The following is a 17,533-nucleotide window of genomic DNA, read 5'->3' on the forward strand; positions in this document are numbered from 1 at the left end:
CCAGCTATTAAAAATAAATTTGATAAAATCGTGTCAGTAAACGGTTTCATATGAAATTGTTGACTTGAAATGTTAGATCAAGTTCGGTAAAATAGAGGTGGGACTTAAAACGAAAGCATGGGACGTTTCGTGTCCACCGCAATGCATGAGTATCGGTTTCGCTTAACTTAGTACGGGTGGAGTGAATAATTAGAAGATGCGCCAAATGATTGAATTGCAGCAGCAGCTTCTGCCAGATTTGCTCGACGTGATGAGGAAGCGCTACAGGATACTGCACCAGGTTATGCTCTCTGATCTCATCGGCCGCAGAACGCTTGCGACAACGCTCGGTATGACGGAGAGGGTGCTGCGAGCAGAAACGGACTTTCTAAAGTCGCAGGGCTTGCTTGAAATTCATGCTTCAGGCATGAGAATCAGTGAACCTGGCAAAGAACTGCTTGAACAGTTTGAGCCTTTTGTGCAGACGATTTTCGGCTTATCGGAGCTTGAGGAGAAGATCAGAAGTTATTTCGGGCTGAGCCAAGTTGTTGTTGTGGCCGGCGATTCTGATGTATCCGCGCAGACGAAGCGGGAACTCGGCAGAGCAGGAGGGCAGGTACTGCGCAAAGCGATGGAGCAAGGCGACGTCATAGCCGTTACAGGCGGTACGACGACTGCTCAGGTAGCCAATCAGCTTTCGGCTGTGGCGCCGCTTAAAACCAATTGGTTCGTGCCTGCAAGAGGCGGACTTGGCGAAAGCGTCGATTATCAGGCGAATACGATTGCTTCCACCATGGCGAAGCGGACAGGTGCCAACTATCGGCTGCTTCACGTTCCTGATCATCTTGGCGAGGAAGCTTATGCTCCCATTATGCAGGAACCGAATATCCAGGACATTATAGAAGTGATCCGCAGGGCGCGTATTGTCGTGCACGGCATCGGAGACGCTATGGTGATGGCTCGGCGCAGGAAGCTTGATGAGGCGACGATGCAGGGTATTGAAGCTGAAGGAGCGCTTGCTGAAGCATACGGTTTTTATTTTGATCGCAGCGGGCAAGTGGTTCACAAGATGCCGACGGTAGGACTACGGCTCGAGGATATTGTGAAGACTGAAGTAGTTATCGGAGTAGCCGGAGGCAAAAGCAAAGGTGAAGCGATCGCTGCAGTTATGCGTTTTGGACACAATGATGTGTTAGTTACCGATGAGGCTGCCGCATTAGAAATCATTGCGATTATTGAAGGCTCAGCTCCATAAAAATATAAGAATTTATAAGTTGCAGCTTATAAATAGGACTTATATTTCACCGCGAAACGGCAGCTTTACCGCCAGAGGACGGCTTTCGGCCGTTTACGCTTGAATTCTAAGAATTTATAAGTTTTATCCTTATATCCGCTTAGAATTCTAGGGCAAAGCTCTTCGCTCGTCCTAGAAGGACGACAAAGTCGTTTTTGCTTGGCAAGTGATCTTGATGCTTCGCGCGCCGGGCGAGACAATGGCATCCGGCATGCGAAATGTCTTGAAATATATTTTTTATCCCAAAACACTCTAGGAGGAAACAACAATGGTTAAAGTAGGTATTAACGGTTTTGGTCGTATTGGTCGTAACGTATTCCGCGCAGCTCTGAACAACGCTGATGTTGAAATCGTAGCAGTAAACGATTTGACAGACACAGCTACACTGGCTCACCTTTTGAAATATGATACAACTCACGGTACTCTTGATGCTACAGTTGAAGCTAAAGAAGGCGCGATCGTAGTTAACGGCCGCGAAATCAAAGTTTTCGCTGAGCGCAACCCTGAGAACCTGGCTTGGGCTTCTGTAGGCGCTGAAATCGTTGTTGAATCCACTGGTATTTTCACAGCTAAAGAAAAAGCTGAGCTTCACCTTAAAGGCGGCGCTAAAAAAGTTATCATCTCCGCTCCTGCTACTAACGAAGACATTACTATCGTTATCGGCGTTAACGAAGACAAATACGATGCAGCTTCCCACACAATCATCTCCAACGCTTCTTGCACAACGAACTGTCTTGCTCCGTTTGCAAAAGTATTGAACGATAAATTCGGCATCGTTAAAGGCATGATGACAACGATCCACTCGTACACAAATGACCAATCCGTTCTGGATGTACCGCACAAAGACCTTCGTCGTGCTCGTGCAGCTGCTGAGAACATCATTCCTTCATCGACTGGTGCTGCTAAAGCGGTATCCCTTGTTCTTCCTGAGCTGAAAGGCAAACTGAACGGTATGGCTATGCGTGTTCCTACACCTAACGTTTCCGTTACTGACCTGGTAGCTGAACTGAAAGTTAACGTTACAGTTGAAGAAGTTAACGCTGCTTTGAAAGAAGCTGCTGACGGCGCTCTTAAAGGCATCTTAAACTACAATGAATTGCCGCTTGTATCGAGCGACTACAACCACGATCCAGCTTCTTCCACAATCGACGGTCTGTCGACTATGGTTGTTGAAGGCAACATGGTTAAAGTTGTTTCTTGGTACGACAACGAGTGGGGCTACTCGAACCGCGTAGTTGATCTCGCTGCTTATATCGCAAGCAAAGGTCTGTAAGAACAAGGGAAATATCCCCCACAATTACATGGAACGCTTTACGTCCCAGGCCGGTATTGCACTGGCCCTTGGGATACGCTTAATCCGCGGCGCTCCCGGGGCATCGTATGCGATTCAAGCGAAACCTTAACAGGGGCGCGATTTTGTCTTCATGACGAAGCGCAGCTTCAGGTTCGCGAGCCTTCTGGCTGCGGGCCAAGAGGGAGCGTTCCTTCTTTTAATAAAGAGGGAACGCTTCTTTTTGTTTGAATATAGAAAGTGTTAAGCTTTGTACGCTAATATCAGGAGGTTACATTCATGGCTAAAAAAAGTGTTCGTGACGTAGAAGTAGCAGGCAAACGGGTATTCGTACGCGTCGATTTCAATGTGCCGCTCGAAGATGGTAAAATTACCGATGACAAGCGTATCCGTGAGACGCTTCCTACGATTAACTTCTTGATCGAAAAAGGCGCGAAAGTTATTTTGGCAAGCCACTTGGGCCGCCCGAACGGTGAAGTTGTAGAAGAGCTTCGCCACACAGCATCGGCAGCGCGCCTGTCCGAGCTTCTTGGCAAACCGGTAGTAAAAGCGGATGAGTCGATCGGTGAAAATGTTAAAGCGCAAATCGCGGCTTTGAACGCTGGCGATGTATTGCTGCTTGAAAACGTTCGTTTCCATGCGGGCGAAGAGAAAAACGATCCTGAGCTGGCGAAAGCTTTCGCTGAGCTTGCTGATCTTTACGTGAATGATGCTTTCGGAGCTGCACACCGTGCTCACGCTTCGACTGAAGGCATTGCGCACCACCTGCCGGCTGTTTCCGGTCTATTGATGGAGAGAGAGCTTGATGTTCTTGGCAAAGCGCTGAACAACCCTGAGCGTCCTTTCACAGCTATCGTAGGCGGTTCGAAGGTTAAGGACAAAATCGACGTTATCAACAAAATGATCGAAATTGCCGACAACATTATTATCGGTGGCGGCTTATCCTACACATTCTTCAAAGCACAAGGCCATGAAATCGGCAAGTCGCTCGTAGACAACTCCAAGCTTGATCTGGCGCTTGAGTTCATCGAGAAAGCGAAAAAGCTGGGCAAAAACTTCCTCATTCCGGTTGATATCGTTGTAGCTGATGATTTCAGCAAAAACGCCAACACGCAAATCGTTGACGTTGACGGCATTCCAGCTGAGTGGGAAGGCATCGACATCGGTCCTAAGACGCGTGAAATTTACGCTGAAGCGATCAAAAACTCCAAGCTGGTTGTTTGGAACGGACCAATGGGCGTATTCGAAATCGAGCCTTTCTCCCATGGTACACAAGCAGTAGCGAAAGCATGTGCAGAAACAGCTGGCTACACGGTTATCGGTGGCGGCGATTCGGCGGCAGCAGCTGAGAAATTCGGTCTTGCTGACAAAATGGATCATATTTCTACTGGCGGCGGCGCTTCCCTGGAATTCATGGAAGGCAAAGTATTGCCGGGCGTTGAAGCACTTAACGATAAATAAGCAACCCATACAGTACAGGAGGGTATATATATGAGCAGAAAACCAATTATTGCAGGCAACTGGAAAATGTTCAAAACGGTTTCTGAAGCGGCTTCCTTCTTCGCAGATGTGAAAGGCAAAGCAGAGGTTGATGGCGTAGAGAGCGTGATCTGCGCGCCATTTACAGCACTTCCTTCCCTTGTTGAAGCAGCTAAAGGAACAACGATCGCGATTGGCGCTCAAAATCTTCACTTCGAAGACAATGGCGCATTCACAGGCGAAATCAGCGGCGTGATGCTGAAAGACCTGGGCGTAAAATATGTCATTATCGGCCACTCCGAGCGTCGTGCTTATTTTGCTGAGACAGACGAAATCGTTAGCAAAAAAGTACATGCAGCATTCAAGCATGATCTGACTCCTATCGTATGTGTAGGCGAGAAGCTTGAAGAGCGCGAAGCTGGCGAAACGAAAAATGTTTGCAACGTGCAAACGGTAGCGGCATTCCAAGGCTTGTCCGCTGCTCAAGCAGCTGAAGTCGTTGTTGCTTATGAGCCGATCTGGGCGATTGGCACTGGCAAATCTTCAACTTCTGAAGATGCACAGGACGTTATCGGTTATATCCGCAGCGTAATTGCAGGTCTTTATGACGATGCTACAGCAGCAGCGGTTCGTATCCAATACGGCGGCAGCGTTAAACCTAACAATGTTGCTGAATATATGGGTCAGCAAGATATCGACGGCGCGCTTGTAGGCGGAGCTAGCCTTGAGCCTGCTTCCTATATCGCACTGATCGAGGGGGCCAAGTAAGATGGCTGCTCCAGTTGCATTAATTATTCTTGACGGCTTTGGTCTGCGCGATGACGTGACAGGCAATGCAGTTGCCCAAGCGAAAAAGCCTAACTACGACCGTTACTGGTCGACTTACCCTCATACGCAGCTGACAGCGAGCGGTGAAGCGGTAGGCTTGCCAGATGGACAAATGGGCAACTCCGAGGTTGGCCATTTGAACATCGGCGCAGGCCGCATCGTTTATCAGGATTTGACTCGCATCAGCAAGTCGATCCGCGATGGCGAGTTTTTCGACAACGAAACGCTGCTCGGCGCTGTGCGTCATGCAAAAGCAAATAGCAAGAAGCTTCACCTGTACGGCCTGCTGTCCGATGGCGGCGTACACAGCCACATTGCGCATTTGTTTGCTCTGCTTGACCTGGCGAAGAAGGAAGGCCTAGAAGATGTTTATATCCATGCATTCCTTGATGGCCGCGACGTTGCCCCGGATAGCGCAAAAGGCTACATGGAGCAGCTTCTCGCGAAGATCGAAGAGGTTGGCGTAGGCCATGTTGCAACGGTGCAAGGACGTTATTACGCGATGGACCGCGACAAACGCTGGGAGCGGGTAGAGAAGTCTTACCGCGCTATGGTGTATGGCGAAGGCCCGCAATATAACGATCCGCTCAAGGCGATAGTTGAATCGTACGAGAAATCCGTTTATGATGAATTTGTTATGCCAACGGTTATCGTGGGCGAAGATGGCAAACCTGTTGGTCTTGTCGAGTCGGAGGATGCAGTTATTTTCTTCAATTTCCGGCCTGACCGTGCGATTCAACTGGGACAAGTATTTACGAATGAAGATTTCCGCGGTTTTGAACGTGGGGAGCATGCTCCAAAAAATCTGTATTTCGTATGCTTGACGCTGTTCAGCGAAACGATTGGCGGCTTTGTCGCTTATTCGCCGAAAAACCTTGATAATACGCTTGGTGAAGTGCTTGTGCAAAACGGCAAGAAGCAGCTTCGCATTGCGGAAACGGAAAAGTATCCGCATGTCACGTTCTTCTTCAGCGGCGGCCGCGATCATGAATTGCCGGGTGAAACTCGCGTTCTGATCAATTCGCCTAAAGTAGCGACTTATGATCTGCAACCAGAAATGAGCGCTTATGAGGTAGCGGCAGCTGCAGTCAGCGAGATTGAAGCAGATAAGCATGATGCGATTATCTTGAATTTTGCCAATCCCGATATGGTAGGTCACTCCGGCATGCTGGAGCCGACAATCAAAGCGGTGGAAGCAACGGATGCATGCTTGGGCCAAGTCGTTGAAGCTGTGCTTGCTAAAGGCGGCGTATGTATTATTACAGCTGACCATGGTAATGCCGATATGGTATTTGATGCAAATGGACGTCCTTTCACAGCGCACACAACCAACCCGGTGCCATGCATTGTGACGGTTGCTGGAGCAACGCTGCGTGAAGGCGGAATTTTGGCAGACCTTGCACCGACGGTGCTTGATTTGATGCAGCTTTCCAAGCCGGCAGAAATGACGGGCATTTCCCTGATTCAGAAGTAGCAACTATCATTAAACTAAGAGGAGTGTTCAAACATGTCTATTATCGTTGACGTATATGCACGCGAAGTATTGGATTCCCGCGGTAATCCAACAGTAGAAGTAGAAGTATCCCTAGAGTCCGGTGGCCAAGGCCGCGCTATCGTTCCATCCGGCGCATCCACTGGCGCATACGAAGCTGTTGAGCTTCGTGATGGCGACAAAGGCCGTTACCTTGGTAAAGGCGTAGAAAAAGCAGTAGATAACGTTAACACGATTATCGCTCCTGAAATCATTGGTCTGGACGCTCTTGATCAAGTAGCTATCGACCGCAAAATGATCGAGCTTGACGGTACGCCGAACAAAGCTAAGCTGGGTGCTAATGCGATTCTTGCTGTATCGATGGCTGTAGCTCGCGCTGCTGCTGATGCACTGAACGTATCCCTGTACACTTACCTGGGCGGATTCAACGCTAAAGTTCTGCCAGTTCCAATGATGAACATCATCAACGGCGGCGAGCACGCGGACAACAACATCGACGTACAAGAGTTCATGGTTCTGCCAGTTGGCGCTCCAACGTTCAAAGAAGCTCTTCGTATCGGCGCTGAAATTTTCCACAGCCTGAAATCGGTTCTGAAAAACAAAGGCCTGAACACAGCTGTAGGCGACGAAGGCGGCTTTGCTCCTAACCTTGGTTCGAACGAAGAAGCAATCACTACAATCATTTCCGCTATCGAGAGCGCAGGCTACAAGCCAGGCGTTGACGTATTCCTCGGTATGGACGTAGCTTCGACTGAATTCTTCAAAGATGGCAAATACCATCTGGAAGGCGAAGGCAAATCCTTCACGCCTGCTGAATTCGTTGATCTGCTTGCTTCATGGGTTGATAAATACCCAATCATCACAATCGAAGACGGCTGCTCCGAAGACGATTGGGATGGCTGGAAATTGCTTACTGAAAAATTGGGCGACAAAGTTCAACTCGTTGGTGACGACCTGTTCGTTACAAACACTGAGCGTCTGTCCGATGGTATCGACAAAGGCGTGGGCAACTCGATCCTGGTTAAAGTTAACCAAATCGGTTCCCTTACTGAAACATTCGACGCAATCGAAATGGCGAAACGCGCTGGTTACACAGCGGTTATCTCCCACCGTTCCGGCGAAAGCGAAGACAGCACAATCGCTGACATCGCAGTTGCAACAAACGCTGGCCAAATCAAAACAGGTGCACCGTCCCGTACGGACCGCGTAGCGAAGTACAACCAATTGCTTCGTATCGAAGACCAACTGGGTGCTACAGCTCAATACGCTGGTAAATCTGCATTCTACAACCTCAAAAACTTCAAATAAGCTTAAACCAATGACAGCTTGTTCAGTTTGATTGTCCAGTACTCTGGTCTTCTCTAAATGAGCAAGTATCAATGCGAATAAGCTTTTATGCACTTATGTACTTAAAAAATCCCTGCCCACAAATATTGTGGAGCAGGGATTTTTGGTATGTAAAAGTGTGGGAAGCTGCTGAAAAGACAAGCGGAGTAAAAGGGTTGGAGTGGAGAAGCGCAGCGTTCGCATTTGTCGTTGGAAATCTACCGCTAAAGCAGTTATTGTTCAAAGATTTCCAAAGGCAACAGCGATCGAATCCCAACCCTTTTACGCAGCGCAGATCCTTTTCAGCAGACTTCCACCCACCTATCGCCGTACCGTCTTACGACCAACAGCCAACTCCACACTATGCACAATAATGTAGATAACCAGCAAACCAATAGCCAGCACTATCGACCCTTCCGAATACTGCTGAAACAGCCTCACCGACCAGCCGTCATCGCCAATAATCCAATAGGCAATAAAATTAGAAACGGCAATACCGTCCTCGAACGAGGGAATCAGACTGTATAAATAATTTTGTGAAAGACCAATTGCAGCTATAAGCGTAACAATGACGGAAATGAACACGCCTTTCGAGTAAATGTATAAGGCGCCAGCCTTTTTGAGAACAATCATGGTTAGGATAATCCCGGCCAAACAAATGATGATAAACAAAGCAGTATCCCCCTTTGCATAAGTAGTGTGCGAAGCCTTTGCTTGTTTTGGTCACCTCTAATGACGAGCCTGTTTTGCAAATGGTTGCTGGATTTGAGCAGAAAAGGAGGTGTTATTTTATGGATAAACAAGTGCTGAGTCTGCAAATGTATTCGCTGCGGGACATTACAGAAAGCGACCTACTGGGGTCTCTGGACAAGGTAGCTGAAATCGGCTATAAAGCGGTCGAATTCGGGGGTTATTTTCACGCACCGGCAAGAAGGTTGAAAGAGCGTTTGGATTCACTGGGGCTCATTGCGCCTTCCGCGCACATCCCGCTTAATTTTGAAAATATAAAAAAAATTCCATCAGACTTCGAGAAGCAGGTTGAATATGCAAATGAGATTGGGCTGAAATACATGGTCGTGCCTTGGGTTCCTGTGCCAGAGGTGCCGAAAATGGACGATATTAAATATTTGGCAGAAATTTTGGAGCGATGTGCTTGGCAAACGAAGCAGCAGGGCATAAAGCTATGCCTGCATAACCATGATGCGGATTGGAAAAAGGTTGAAGGCAAGCCGCTGTATGTGCACCTGCTGGAGCTTGTGCCTGCGGATTTGTTAGAGGCGGAGCTGGATTTGGGATGGATTTACATGGCGGGTTATGACCCGGCTGAATACGTGAAATATTATTCGGATCGGCTGCCGCTCGTCCATTTTAAAGATTTTCAGGAGGGACGCAAGGATACGGAGCTCGGGAGAGGAGATGTCGGCTACACCGAGCTGTATGAGGTGGTAAAACATTCGGGAGTAAAATATATCATTATTGAGCAGCAGCAGTTTACGGAAACGTCACTGAAAAGCGCAGAGATGAGCTTTCATTTTATGCAAAGGCTCATGCAAGGACCGCAGCCAGCCAAGGGATAGCCGTAACAGGAAATGTTAGGGTTAAACAGCAAAGTATTGTTTTCAGTAAATCGCTGTGATACAATCATTTTATATGTTTTAATGGAGCTCCTATGCTGGAGGTGGATTGAATGGATATAGCTTTGAAAATTTTACTGGTTATTTTTTCGGTTGGCCTAATTGCGGTCGTATTGCTGCAAAAAGGTAAAAGCGCGGGATTGTCCGGAGCCATTAGTGGTGGCGCTGAGCATTTGTTCGGCAAGCAGAAAGCGCGTGGTTTGGACTTGTTCCTGCAGCGTTTGACGATTGCACTGGCTGTTGGATTTTTCGTCCTGTCGCTCGTTGTTGCTTACGTCGTACAACAGTAATAATCTGTATTGAATGCAAAAAGTGGGGGAGCTTCCTCCACTTTTTTTGTTTTTTCGTTGTTTCGCGGATGCGATTGGGTAATTTCGTGTATACTAATTGGTATATGATAATCTATCAACCGGTTGCAAGTGCTGATAGAATGGCCTCCGGTATATGAGGTGACGAGGAAACTAATGACACAAGAGCAGGAATTGCTTGATTTTATGCGGGAGACCGCTTATAAACCGATGACTTATCAGGAGCTGGAGCAGCATTTTGGCGTGATGGAGGCTGCTGATTTCAAAGCTTTTTTGCAACTGCTTACCCATCTGGAGGATAGCGGAAAAATCCTCCGTACGAGCAATGACCGTTATGGCGTTCCGGAACGGATGAATTTGCTGCGCGGAAAATTGCAGGTGCATGCGAAAGGCTTCGCATTTCTGCTTCCTGACGACAAAGAGCATCCTGACATTTATATTCACGCCAATGATCAGCTCAGCGCGATGAACGGCGATATTGTCCTTGCGCGCGTGACGTCCAAGAGCCAAGCTGGAGGCCGCCTGGAGGGCGAGGTAGTCCGCATTGTGCAGAGAGCGGTTACACAGGTGGTCGGCACTTTCGAAAGCCATGAAGTGTATGCCTTTGTTGTGCCGGATGACAAACGGATTAACCGCGACATTTTCATCGCGAAAAATGAATTTAAAGGCGCTGTATCCGGTCAAAAGGTTGTCGTGCGCATCGTTACCTATCCAGAAGGCCGTTCAGCGGCACAAGGCGAAATTATTGAAATCCTTGGCCATAAGGATGATCCAGGCATCGATATTTTGTCGATTATCCGCAAGCATCAGCTGCCGGAAGGCTTTCCGGAAGAGGTGGATGCAGAGGCGGAAGCGGCTCCTGATTCGATTACCGAGGAAGAAATTGTAGAGCAGGGCCGTCGTGACCTGCGCAATGAGGTCATCGTAACGATTGATGGCGAGGATGCTAAGGATCTGGATGACGCCGTCCATGTGAAGGTGCTGGACAACGGCAATTATTTGTTGGGCGTCCATATCGCAGACGTCGGCTATTATGTGCGTGAAAACTCCGAGCTCGATCAAGAAGCTTTCCGCAGAGGCTGCAGCGTTTATTTGGTGGACCGCGTCATTCCGATGCTGCCTCATCGCTTGTCGAATGGCATTTGCTCGCTTAATCCGCAAGTAGATCGGCTGACGCTTTCCTGCGAGATGGAGTTTGATGCCAAGACGCTGAAACGCGTGCGCCATGATGTGTTTACGAGTGTTATTCGTACGAAGGAGCGCATGACGTATACGAACGTTCGCAAGCTGCTGACGGCAACCGAAGAGGAGCCGCAAACCGAGCTGAAGGAGCGCTACGCTGATTTGCTGGATATGTTCACGCTGATGGAGCAGCTGGCGATGAAGCTTCGCAAGCAGCGGATGAAGCGGGGCGCGATTGATTTTGACTTTCAGGAGTCGAAGGTCATCGTTGATGAGCAGGGCAAGGCAGTCGATATTGTGAAAAGGGATCGTTCCATCGCGGAGCAGATCATTGAGGAATTTATGCTTGTGGCGAACGAGACGGTTGCCGAGCATTTCCACTGGCTGCGCGTTCCTTTCCTATACCGGATTCATGAAGACCCGGATCAGGAGAAGCTGATGCATTTCATGCAGTTTGCTGCGAACTTCGGTTATGTGGTGAAGGGCAAAGGCAACTCGGTCCATCCGCGTGCGCTGCAAATGCTGTTGGAGGAAATTAAAGGCGCGAAGGAAGAGACGGTTATTTCCACCGTTATGCTTCGCTCGATGAAGCAGGCGAAATATGATGCGCAAAGCTTGGGACATTTTGGGCTGGCAGCGGAATTTTATTCGCACTTTACTTCGCCTATTCGCCGGTATCCGGATTTGGTTATCCACCGCGTCATTCGCGAGGTGCTGGAGGGCGGCGGAGCGCTCAGCGAGAAGCGCAATGAGGCGCTGACTGCACGCATGCCGGATATCGCGCAGCATTCATCTGAGCGTGAGCGGGTAGCGGCTGATGCCGAGCGTGACACCGAGCAGATGAAAAAATGCGAATTCATGCTTGATAAAATAGGCGAGGAATTCGATGGCATTATCAGCAGCGTAACCAGCTTCGGGATGTTTGTCGAGCTGGATAATACGGTGGAAGGGCTTATTCGTCTGAGCGATCTGACGGATGATTATTACCACTTCCAAGAGCAGCATATGGTGCTTATCGGCGAACGTACTTCCAAGGTGTACCGGATTGGCGATGAGGTGAAAATCCGCATTGGCAATGTGAATATGAATGACCATACGATTGATTTTGAAATGGTCGATATGAAGCCTCGCAGCGGTTTTAAAGGCATCGCTGATGCTGGGTTCGGCGCATCGCGCGGCGGGCGCGGGCGCAGCGGCGGCTTTAACAAAGGCGGACGCAGCAGCGGTGGCGGTGCGGGCACCGACACTAGAGCGAAGGGCGACAGTACCGCTGCTGGCAGCAAGGGCGGAAATGGCGGCTACGGCGGCTTTAAAGGCAAGGGCGGCAAAGGCGCCAAAGCGGGCAATGGAGCGAGAGGCGCCAGAGCCGGGAATGAAGGGCATGGAGGAAGAGCAGGGAAAAGCGGCAGAGCAGGGAACAGCGGTAAAGCAGGAGCAAGAGATGGCGGCCAGCAAAGCAGCGGTCTGGCCGGAAATGGGCAGAACCCGTGGCAGCTGGATGGTGCTGCTGCCGGGGCGCGTCGTCGCGGCAAGCGCGACGACATTGGTGCGGGGCAGCGGCGCGAGGGTGATGGCGCCGCGCCGGGGTTGTCGGACGCGCTAAGCCGTCCGGCAGGAGAGAGCCAGCGCCAGGATAGCGGCGCTGGTGAGGAGCAGCTGTGGTGGAACTCAGCTGCTCAGGCCGGCGGAGCCGGCCAAGGCGCGAAGCGCCAGCGCAAGGGCGCTGGGCGCGGAGCTGCGCCAGGCGCAAGCGGCGGCGGGAACGCGCCGCGCCGCGGGCGCAAGGGCGACGCTGGCGGCAGCTTTGCGCCGGCGGAGCAGACGCAGCGGATCGTGCGGGCGGAGCCGCAGGATCGAGGCGAAGGGCGCGGCGGCGAAGGAGCGCCGCGCACGGATATGTGGGGGCTGCCGATTAGAGGAGGCAGCCGTCGCAGCGATGACGGCGAGCGAAGCGGCGGAGCCGGCCGTGGCTTTGAAGGCGGCAAGCGGCGCCAGGCGGCGCAGCCAGGCTCAACCAGCGGCGCCAACCCTGGTGGGCAGGCTTCGCCAGATGCTGCTGGAGCAGGCGGAGATGCGGCTAAGAGGAAGCGCAAGAAGAAAAACGGAGGCAACAATTCAACGGCTGCTTTTGTTAGAAAAAAACGTAAATAAAACAAAATAGTTGTAAAGTCCCTTGCATCAGCGCTGCCCCTCATACAGAGGCTCAGCAGCGCTGGTACAGCGGGCCAAGCTTTAGAAATTATTTAAGCTTGTCGCTTGCTTTTTGAATATGGGTATAGTACACTCAAAGCAATTGATGATATGGACCTGAATTCACATATTGAAAAGGGTGTCATTACAGTCATGGACCTTTTTCAATGTGTGAATTTTTTGTTTCTCAAAACGAAACAGGCGCATATTAATTTTATTTTTGGAGGTTTTACAAATGCAACAAGGTACAGTTAAATGGTTTAACGCTGAGAAAGGCTTTGGCTTCATCGAAGTTGAAGGCGGCAACGATGTATTCGTACATTTCAGCGCAATCACTGGCGAAGGCTTCAAAACGCTGGAAGAAGGACAACGCGTAGAATTTAACGTTGTTCAAGGCAACCGCGGACCACAAGCTGAAAACGTAGTAAAACTGTAGTAGTTTAATCAACTGCGAAATTTAGCCGCTTTCGACCGTAAGGTCGGAGCGGCTTTTTATGCTTTTGACGAGCAAACCATATTTTATAATATGGCAGCTGCTTTCTTGCTTTCATTTTCAAAAATTGCTACAATATATATCTAGCGGCTTTTTCAATTTTCTGGAGCTAATGATGATGTCGAGGTGATAAGAATGGGCAAGAAAAACGACGGCAAGCAGCTTGCGCAAAATAAAAAAGCTTCCCATGATTATTTCATCGAAGACACGTATGAAGCGGGAATGGTGCTAATGGGGACGGAAATTAAATCGCTCCGCAACGGACGAGCCAATATTAGCGACGCATTTGCGACGATACGTAACGGCGAAATTTTCATCCACAACTTGCATATCAGCCCTTTCGAGCAGGGGAATCGTCACAATCCAACGGATCCGACGCGTGCCCGCAAGCTGCTGCTTCATAAAGCTCAGATTCACAAGCTGCTCGGCCAATCCAAGCAGGAAGGCTATTCGATTGTGCCGTTGAAGATTTACGTGCGCAATGGTTACGCGAAGCTTCTAATTGGGCTAGGTAAAGGTAAGAAGCAGTTCGACAAACGCGATTCCGCGGCAAAGCGTGATGCCCAGCGTGATATTCAGCGTGCGCTGCGCGAGAAGCAGAAGATTATACGTTAAGCGCGAAGATCCTGAGTGCAAGCGCAAAGTTGAGCGTCTGTAGATTTTCAAGGAAAGCGTGTTGAATTTTACTAACAGTACCAATAACATTTTAGGGATTATTCCTTGAATCGTGTTATACTAACAAAGTAACGAAGCAAGTTCTTAGCTAAATGATGATCTGGTTGCGGCTCTTATGAGCTGGCAAGGATGAGTCATTTATGCCAACTCGGGGGCGTTCTTGGATTCGACGGGGATAGGACGAGCGCGGGTTGCGGGTAGTGGGGACGCGTCCACTTCATCAACGCTAAAGCCTATTAAATGGCAAACAACAAACAAACTACGCTTTCGCAGCCTAAGAAACTGTGAGCGTGCTCCTACCTAGCATCGCCCATGTGACTAGACTAGGGGCTAACAAGTAGTGGGATACGCTGTCTCATCTCCGCCTGGGGTGAGCTGAAGAAGACAATCAGGCTGACCTTGGAAGAAGCCGGTTACGAGGCGTCCTCCTGGGTGACATCAAAATCGTGACTACACCCGTAGATGCCTGTGTGGCGTGATCTTCGGACAGGGGTTCGACTCCCCTCGCCTCCATATGTAGTACCAGTGACGGACACCATTCGGTGTCCGTTTTTGTTTGCTTGGAATCAAAGTGCAATTTAAGGTAATAAGTTTTTCCACCTGGTATGATGAAGGGAAAAGGTGATAATACAATCGCTTTCTCAATGTATAGCTCAAGAAAAGACTTGTATAATCAATGATAAGCTAGTCATAAGAATCGGATGCTTTTTGAATTTAAACCGTTATGGTTTGTTCGGTACTGTCTAATAACACTCGGGCTTAGAGCTAATAGTAGAGTTATAATGATATTAGTTGAATTTTAAAACGAAATGAGATGAGTATAATGGCTATCAAGCATGGAATATGGAGAGTTGCTGGTGATGAGGTCAGACAAGTAAAGAATATTACGTTAGATTTGGAAATCGAACTTGAAAATATCATTCAATCAAACCCAGCTATACTGGATGACAATTGGCTGATCATCGGAAGACAAGTCATGACCGAGTTTAATACATACATTGATTTATTAGCAATTGATAATAGCGGCTCTATAATCATTATTGAATTAAAAAAACATAAGACAAGTCGAGAAGTTGTGGCACAGGGCCTGGACTATGCATCATGGGTTAAGAACTTGTCAGCAAGTCAAATATCTGCAATATATGAGACTTATATAGCTAGATACTCTCAAAAACAAAATAGTTTAGAGGAGGAATATTATGATAAATTTAAGATTAACCTCGAAGAAGAAAGTATTAATCACTCCCATCAGATCGTTATTGTAGCAACTGAATTGGATTCAAGCACAGAAAGAATTGTAGAGTATCTAAGTGATTCTTTAATACCGATAAACGTCATCTTCTTTACTGTTTTTGAAGAGGATTCTACTAAATATATAAGCCGTGCATGGATGATTGATCCACAAGAAACCTTAGACAATGCATCTATCGTAGTTAAAGATAAGGAGCCTTGGAACGGAGAGTATTATGTATCTTTCGGTGATGGAATAAATCGTAGTTGGCCTGATGCTTTAAAATACGGATTTATCTCAGGCGGCGGCGGGGAGTGGTACTCACGTACACTTAATCAGTTGTCTATTGGAGACCGTGTTTGGGTTAACATTCCTGGTATTGGTTATGTTGGTGTTGGAAGTGTTACGGATACAGCTAAAAAGGCAGATGAAGTTTTCTTCCAAGAAAATGGAAAGGAACAGAATATATATCAGCTTAGCAATAATGCAAATTACTTTCAAGACTTCTTGTATGACGATGATAGGGCCGAGTTCATTGTGAAAGTGAACTGGATAGAGGCTCTGCCTGCGAATAAAGCTATATCTGAGATTGGATTTTTCGGAAACCAAAACACCGTTTGTAAGCCGCGTGCTTCCAAATGGGTTCATACCATTAACCGTTTAAAAGGCATTTGGCAAATACAATAAAATAAAAACAAAATAACCTGTGTGCGTGATTCTAACCTGTATTGGATCGCCCATGTGATAGAATTAGGGTCTAACAAGTAGTGGGATACGCTGTCACATCTCCGCTTGGGGTGTGCTGAAGAGGATAATCAGGCTGACCCAACGTATAGCCGTTTACGGGTCGATACTCGGGTGACATCAAATTCGTGACTACGCCCGTAGAAGCCTGTGTGGCGTGATCTTCGGGCAGGGGTTCAGATTCCCTCGCTCTTGTGAACCCTTGTCCCTGTAAAACCACAACTAATAATACTGGATAGGGGCCAACGTGTTTGTGGCTAAAGAAGTACCTGACTTACGTCAATGCGACGCTGGTAGGTACTTTTTTGTTTATAAGTGGAGGAATGTGGAAGATATTGTCGAATCAATAATGTAATATTATATGAGATAATAATCAACGGGAAAGGACTGGCTTTTCCTCACTGGAATTTACTATCTCACATTTAACAGTAAGGGGGAGAACATGCCTTTTCCAATTGAAGAAAAGTTTGTAGTAGCTGTCGCTTCGAGTGCCCTTTTCAACTTGAAGGAGTCTGACAAGGTATTTAAGGAAAAGGGAGAGGAAGAATATCGCCAATATCAACATGATCATGAACAGGATGTGCTAGAACCGGGAGTTGCTTTTCCATTGATCAAACGTTTACTCATGATCAATGGTGATGATCCGACCGACCAACCGGTTGAGGTCGTGCTATTGTCGAGGAATGATCCCGATACGGGTCTTCGTGTTTTCAAATCTATTCAACATTATGGACTTACCATATCGCGTGCTGCATTCGTTGCAGGATCGAATCCTTTCATTTACATGAATGCATTTAACGCTTCATTATTTCTTTCGGCAGATCCTAACGATGTGCGATCTGCCATCGAAATGGGCTTGCCAGCCGCCCAGGTGTTTCCTACTGAATTTGTTGATGATGAGAAAGAGTTGGAGCTTCGGATTGCGTTTGACTTTGATGGTATCATTGCAGACGATTCAGCGGAAGGGATTTATCAGGCTCTTGGAATGGAAGGCTTTCATGAGAATGAGAGACAAAAGGCAAGTGAAGCCCTGCCGCCCGGACCGCTTTTTAAATTCTTTGGTGAAATAGCCGTTCTTCAGCGACGTGAATGGAAAAAGAAGCAGAAGGATAATGCTTATTCCCCACGTATTCGAATAGCTATAGTAACTGCTAGAAATGCACCAGCACATGAACGCGTAGTAACCACACTAAGAACTCTTGGTATACTGGTCGATGAAGCTTTCTTCCTTGGCGGAATAGAGAAGGGGAGAGTATTAAAGGTATTTCGTCCACATATCTTTTTCGACGATCAGGTAGGTCATATTGAGGGAGTATCGAGTGTTTCTCCAACTGCGCATGTTCCTTTTGGGGTTGCTAATAAGGTTGAATCGTAGACACCTCCCCCA

General features: G+C 48.2%; 14 protein-coding genes and 1 other RNA gene. 14 read left to right on the forward strand and 1 reads right to left on the reverse strand.

Features of this window, described 5'->3' with window-relative positions; genetic code table 11:
* Positions 1-196: 196 nt before the first annotated feature.
* The 6 genes from AC6B99_RS16015 (at position 197) to eno (ending at position 7,671) form a co-directional block, all read left to right on the forward strand.
* Positions 197-1,234 carry a sugar-binding transcriptional regulator gene (locus tag AC6B99_RS16015; RefSeq protein ID WP_056032491.1) on the forward strand — a complete coding sequence of 346 codons (1,038 nt, stop codon included), beginning with the start codon at positions 197-199 and terminating at the stop codon, positions 1,232-1,234.
* A 307-nt stretch (positions 1,235-1,541) separates the two neighbouring features.
* Positions 1,542-2,546, forward strand: a complete 1,005-nt coding sequence (gene gap / locus AC6B99_RS16020) for a type I glyceraldehyde-3-phosphate dehydrogenase (RefSeq protein WP_099517684.1) — start codon at positions 1,542-1,544, stop codon at positions 2,544-2,546.
* 297 nt (positions 2,547-2,843) lie between these two features.
* Positions 2,844-4,025, forward strand: coding sequence for a phosphoglycerate kinase (locus AC6B99_RS16025; RefSeq protein WP_496663713.1), 1,182 nt, complete (start codon positions 2,844-2,846; stop codon positions 4,023-4,025).
* A gap of 30 nt (positions 4,026-4,055) precedes the next feature.
* Positions 4,056-4,811 carry a triose-phosphate isomerase gene (gene tpiA / locus AC6B99_RS16030; protein ID WP_494863560.1) on the forward strand — a complete coding sequence of 252 codons (756 nt, stop codon included), beginning with the start codon at positions 4,056-4,058 and terminating at the stop codon, positions 4,809-4,811.
* A gap of 1 nt (position 4,812) precedes the next feature.
* Positions 4,813-6,345 (forward strand): 2,3-bisphosphoglycerate-independent phosphoglycerate mutase, encoded by a 1,533-nt coding sequence (gpmI, locus tag AC6B99_RS16035; RefSeq protein WP_056032479.1) that lies wholly within the window; start codon positions 4,813-4,815, stop codon positions 6,343-6,345.
* A 33-nt stretch (positions 6,346-6,378) separates the two neighbouring features.
* Complete coding sequence (gene eno, locus AC6B99_RS16040; protein WP_046234101.1) at positions 6,379-7,671, forward strand: phosphopyruvate hydratase; 1,293 nt, start codon at positions 6,379-6,381, stop codon at positions 7,669-7,671.
* Positions 7,672-8,010: 339 nt separating this feature from the next.
* Here the strand turns inward: eno and AC6B99_RS16045 are convergent, their stop codons facing one another.
* On the reverse strand, positions 8,011-8,361 hold the full coding sequence (locus tag AC6B99_RS16045) for a hypothetical protein (protein WP_496663714.1): 351 nt from the start codon (positions 8,359-8,361) through the stop codon (positions 8,011-8,013).
* 119 nt (positions 8,362-8,480) lie between these two features.
* On the opposite strand from AC6B99_RS16045, the gene AC6B99_RS16050 reads away from it, so the two are divergent.
* The 8 genes from AC6B99_RS16050 to AC6B99_RS16085 all read left to right on the forward strand — a co-directional run bounded on the left by AC6B99_RS16050 (position 8,481) and on the right by AC6B99_RS16085 (position 17,521).
* Positions 8,481-9,266 carry a TIM barrel protein gene (locus AC6B99_RS16050; protein ID WP_494863563.1) on the forward strand — a complete coding sequence of 262 codons (786 nt, stop codon included), beginning with the start codon at positions 8,481-8,483 and terminating at the stop codon, positions 9,264-9,266.
* Between the two features lie 110 nt (positions 9,267-9,376).
* Positions 9,377-9,613: a preprotein translocase subunit SecG gene (secG, locus tag AC6B99_RS16055; RefSeq protein ID WP_046234099.1), complete on the forward strand. Its 237-nt coding sequence runs from the start codon at positions 9,377-9,379 to the stop codon at positions 9,611-9,613.
* 174 nt (positions 9,614-9,787) lie between these two features.
* Positions 9,788-12,964: a ribonuclease R gene (gene rnr, locus AC6B99_RS16060; RefSeq protein WP_494863565.1), complete on the forward strand. Its 3,177-nt coding sequence runs from the start codon at positions 9,788-9,790 to the stop codon at positions 12,962-12,964.
* A 274-nt stretch (positions 12,965-13,238) separates the two neighbouring features.
* Positions 13,239-13,439, forward strand: a complete 201-nt coding sequence (locus AC6B99_RS16065) for a cold-shock protein (protein ID WP_028609190.1) — start codon at positions 13,239-13,241, stop codon at positions 13,437-13,439.
* 192 nt (positions 13,440-13,631) lie between these two features.
* Positions 13,632-14,111, forward strand: a complete 480-nt coding sequence (gene smpB, locus AC6B99_RS16070; protein WP_056032466.1) for an SsrA-binding protein SmpB — start codon at positions 13,632-13,634, stop codon at positions 14,109-14,111.
* A 210-nt stretch (positions 14,112-14,321) separates the two neighbouring features.
* Positions 14,322-14,687: a transfer-messenger RNA gene (gene ssrA / locus AC6B99_RS16075) on the forward strand.
* A gap of 307 nt (positions 14,688-14,994) precedes the next feature.
* Entirely contained in the window at positions 14,995-16,089 is a 1,095-nt protein-coding gene (locus tag AC6B99_RS16080; RefSeq protein ID WP_056032463.1) for an endonuclease NucS domain-containing protein, read from the forward strand.
* A gap of 499 nt (positions 16,090-16,588) precedes the next feature.
* Complete coding sequence (locus tag AC6B99_RS16085; protein ID WP_056032461.1) at positions 16,589-17,521, forward strand: 5'-nucleotidase; 933 nt, start codon at positions 16,589-16,591, stop codon at positions 17,519-17,521.
* Positions 17,522-17,533: the final 12 nt, after the last annotated feature.

The sequence above is a fragment of the Paenibacillus liaoningensis genome (assembly GCF_059609455.1).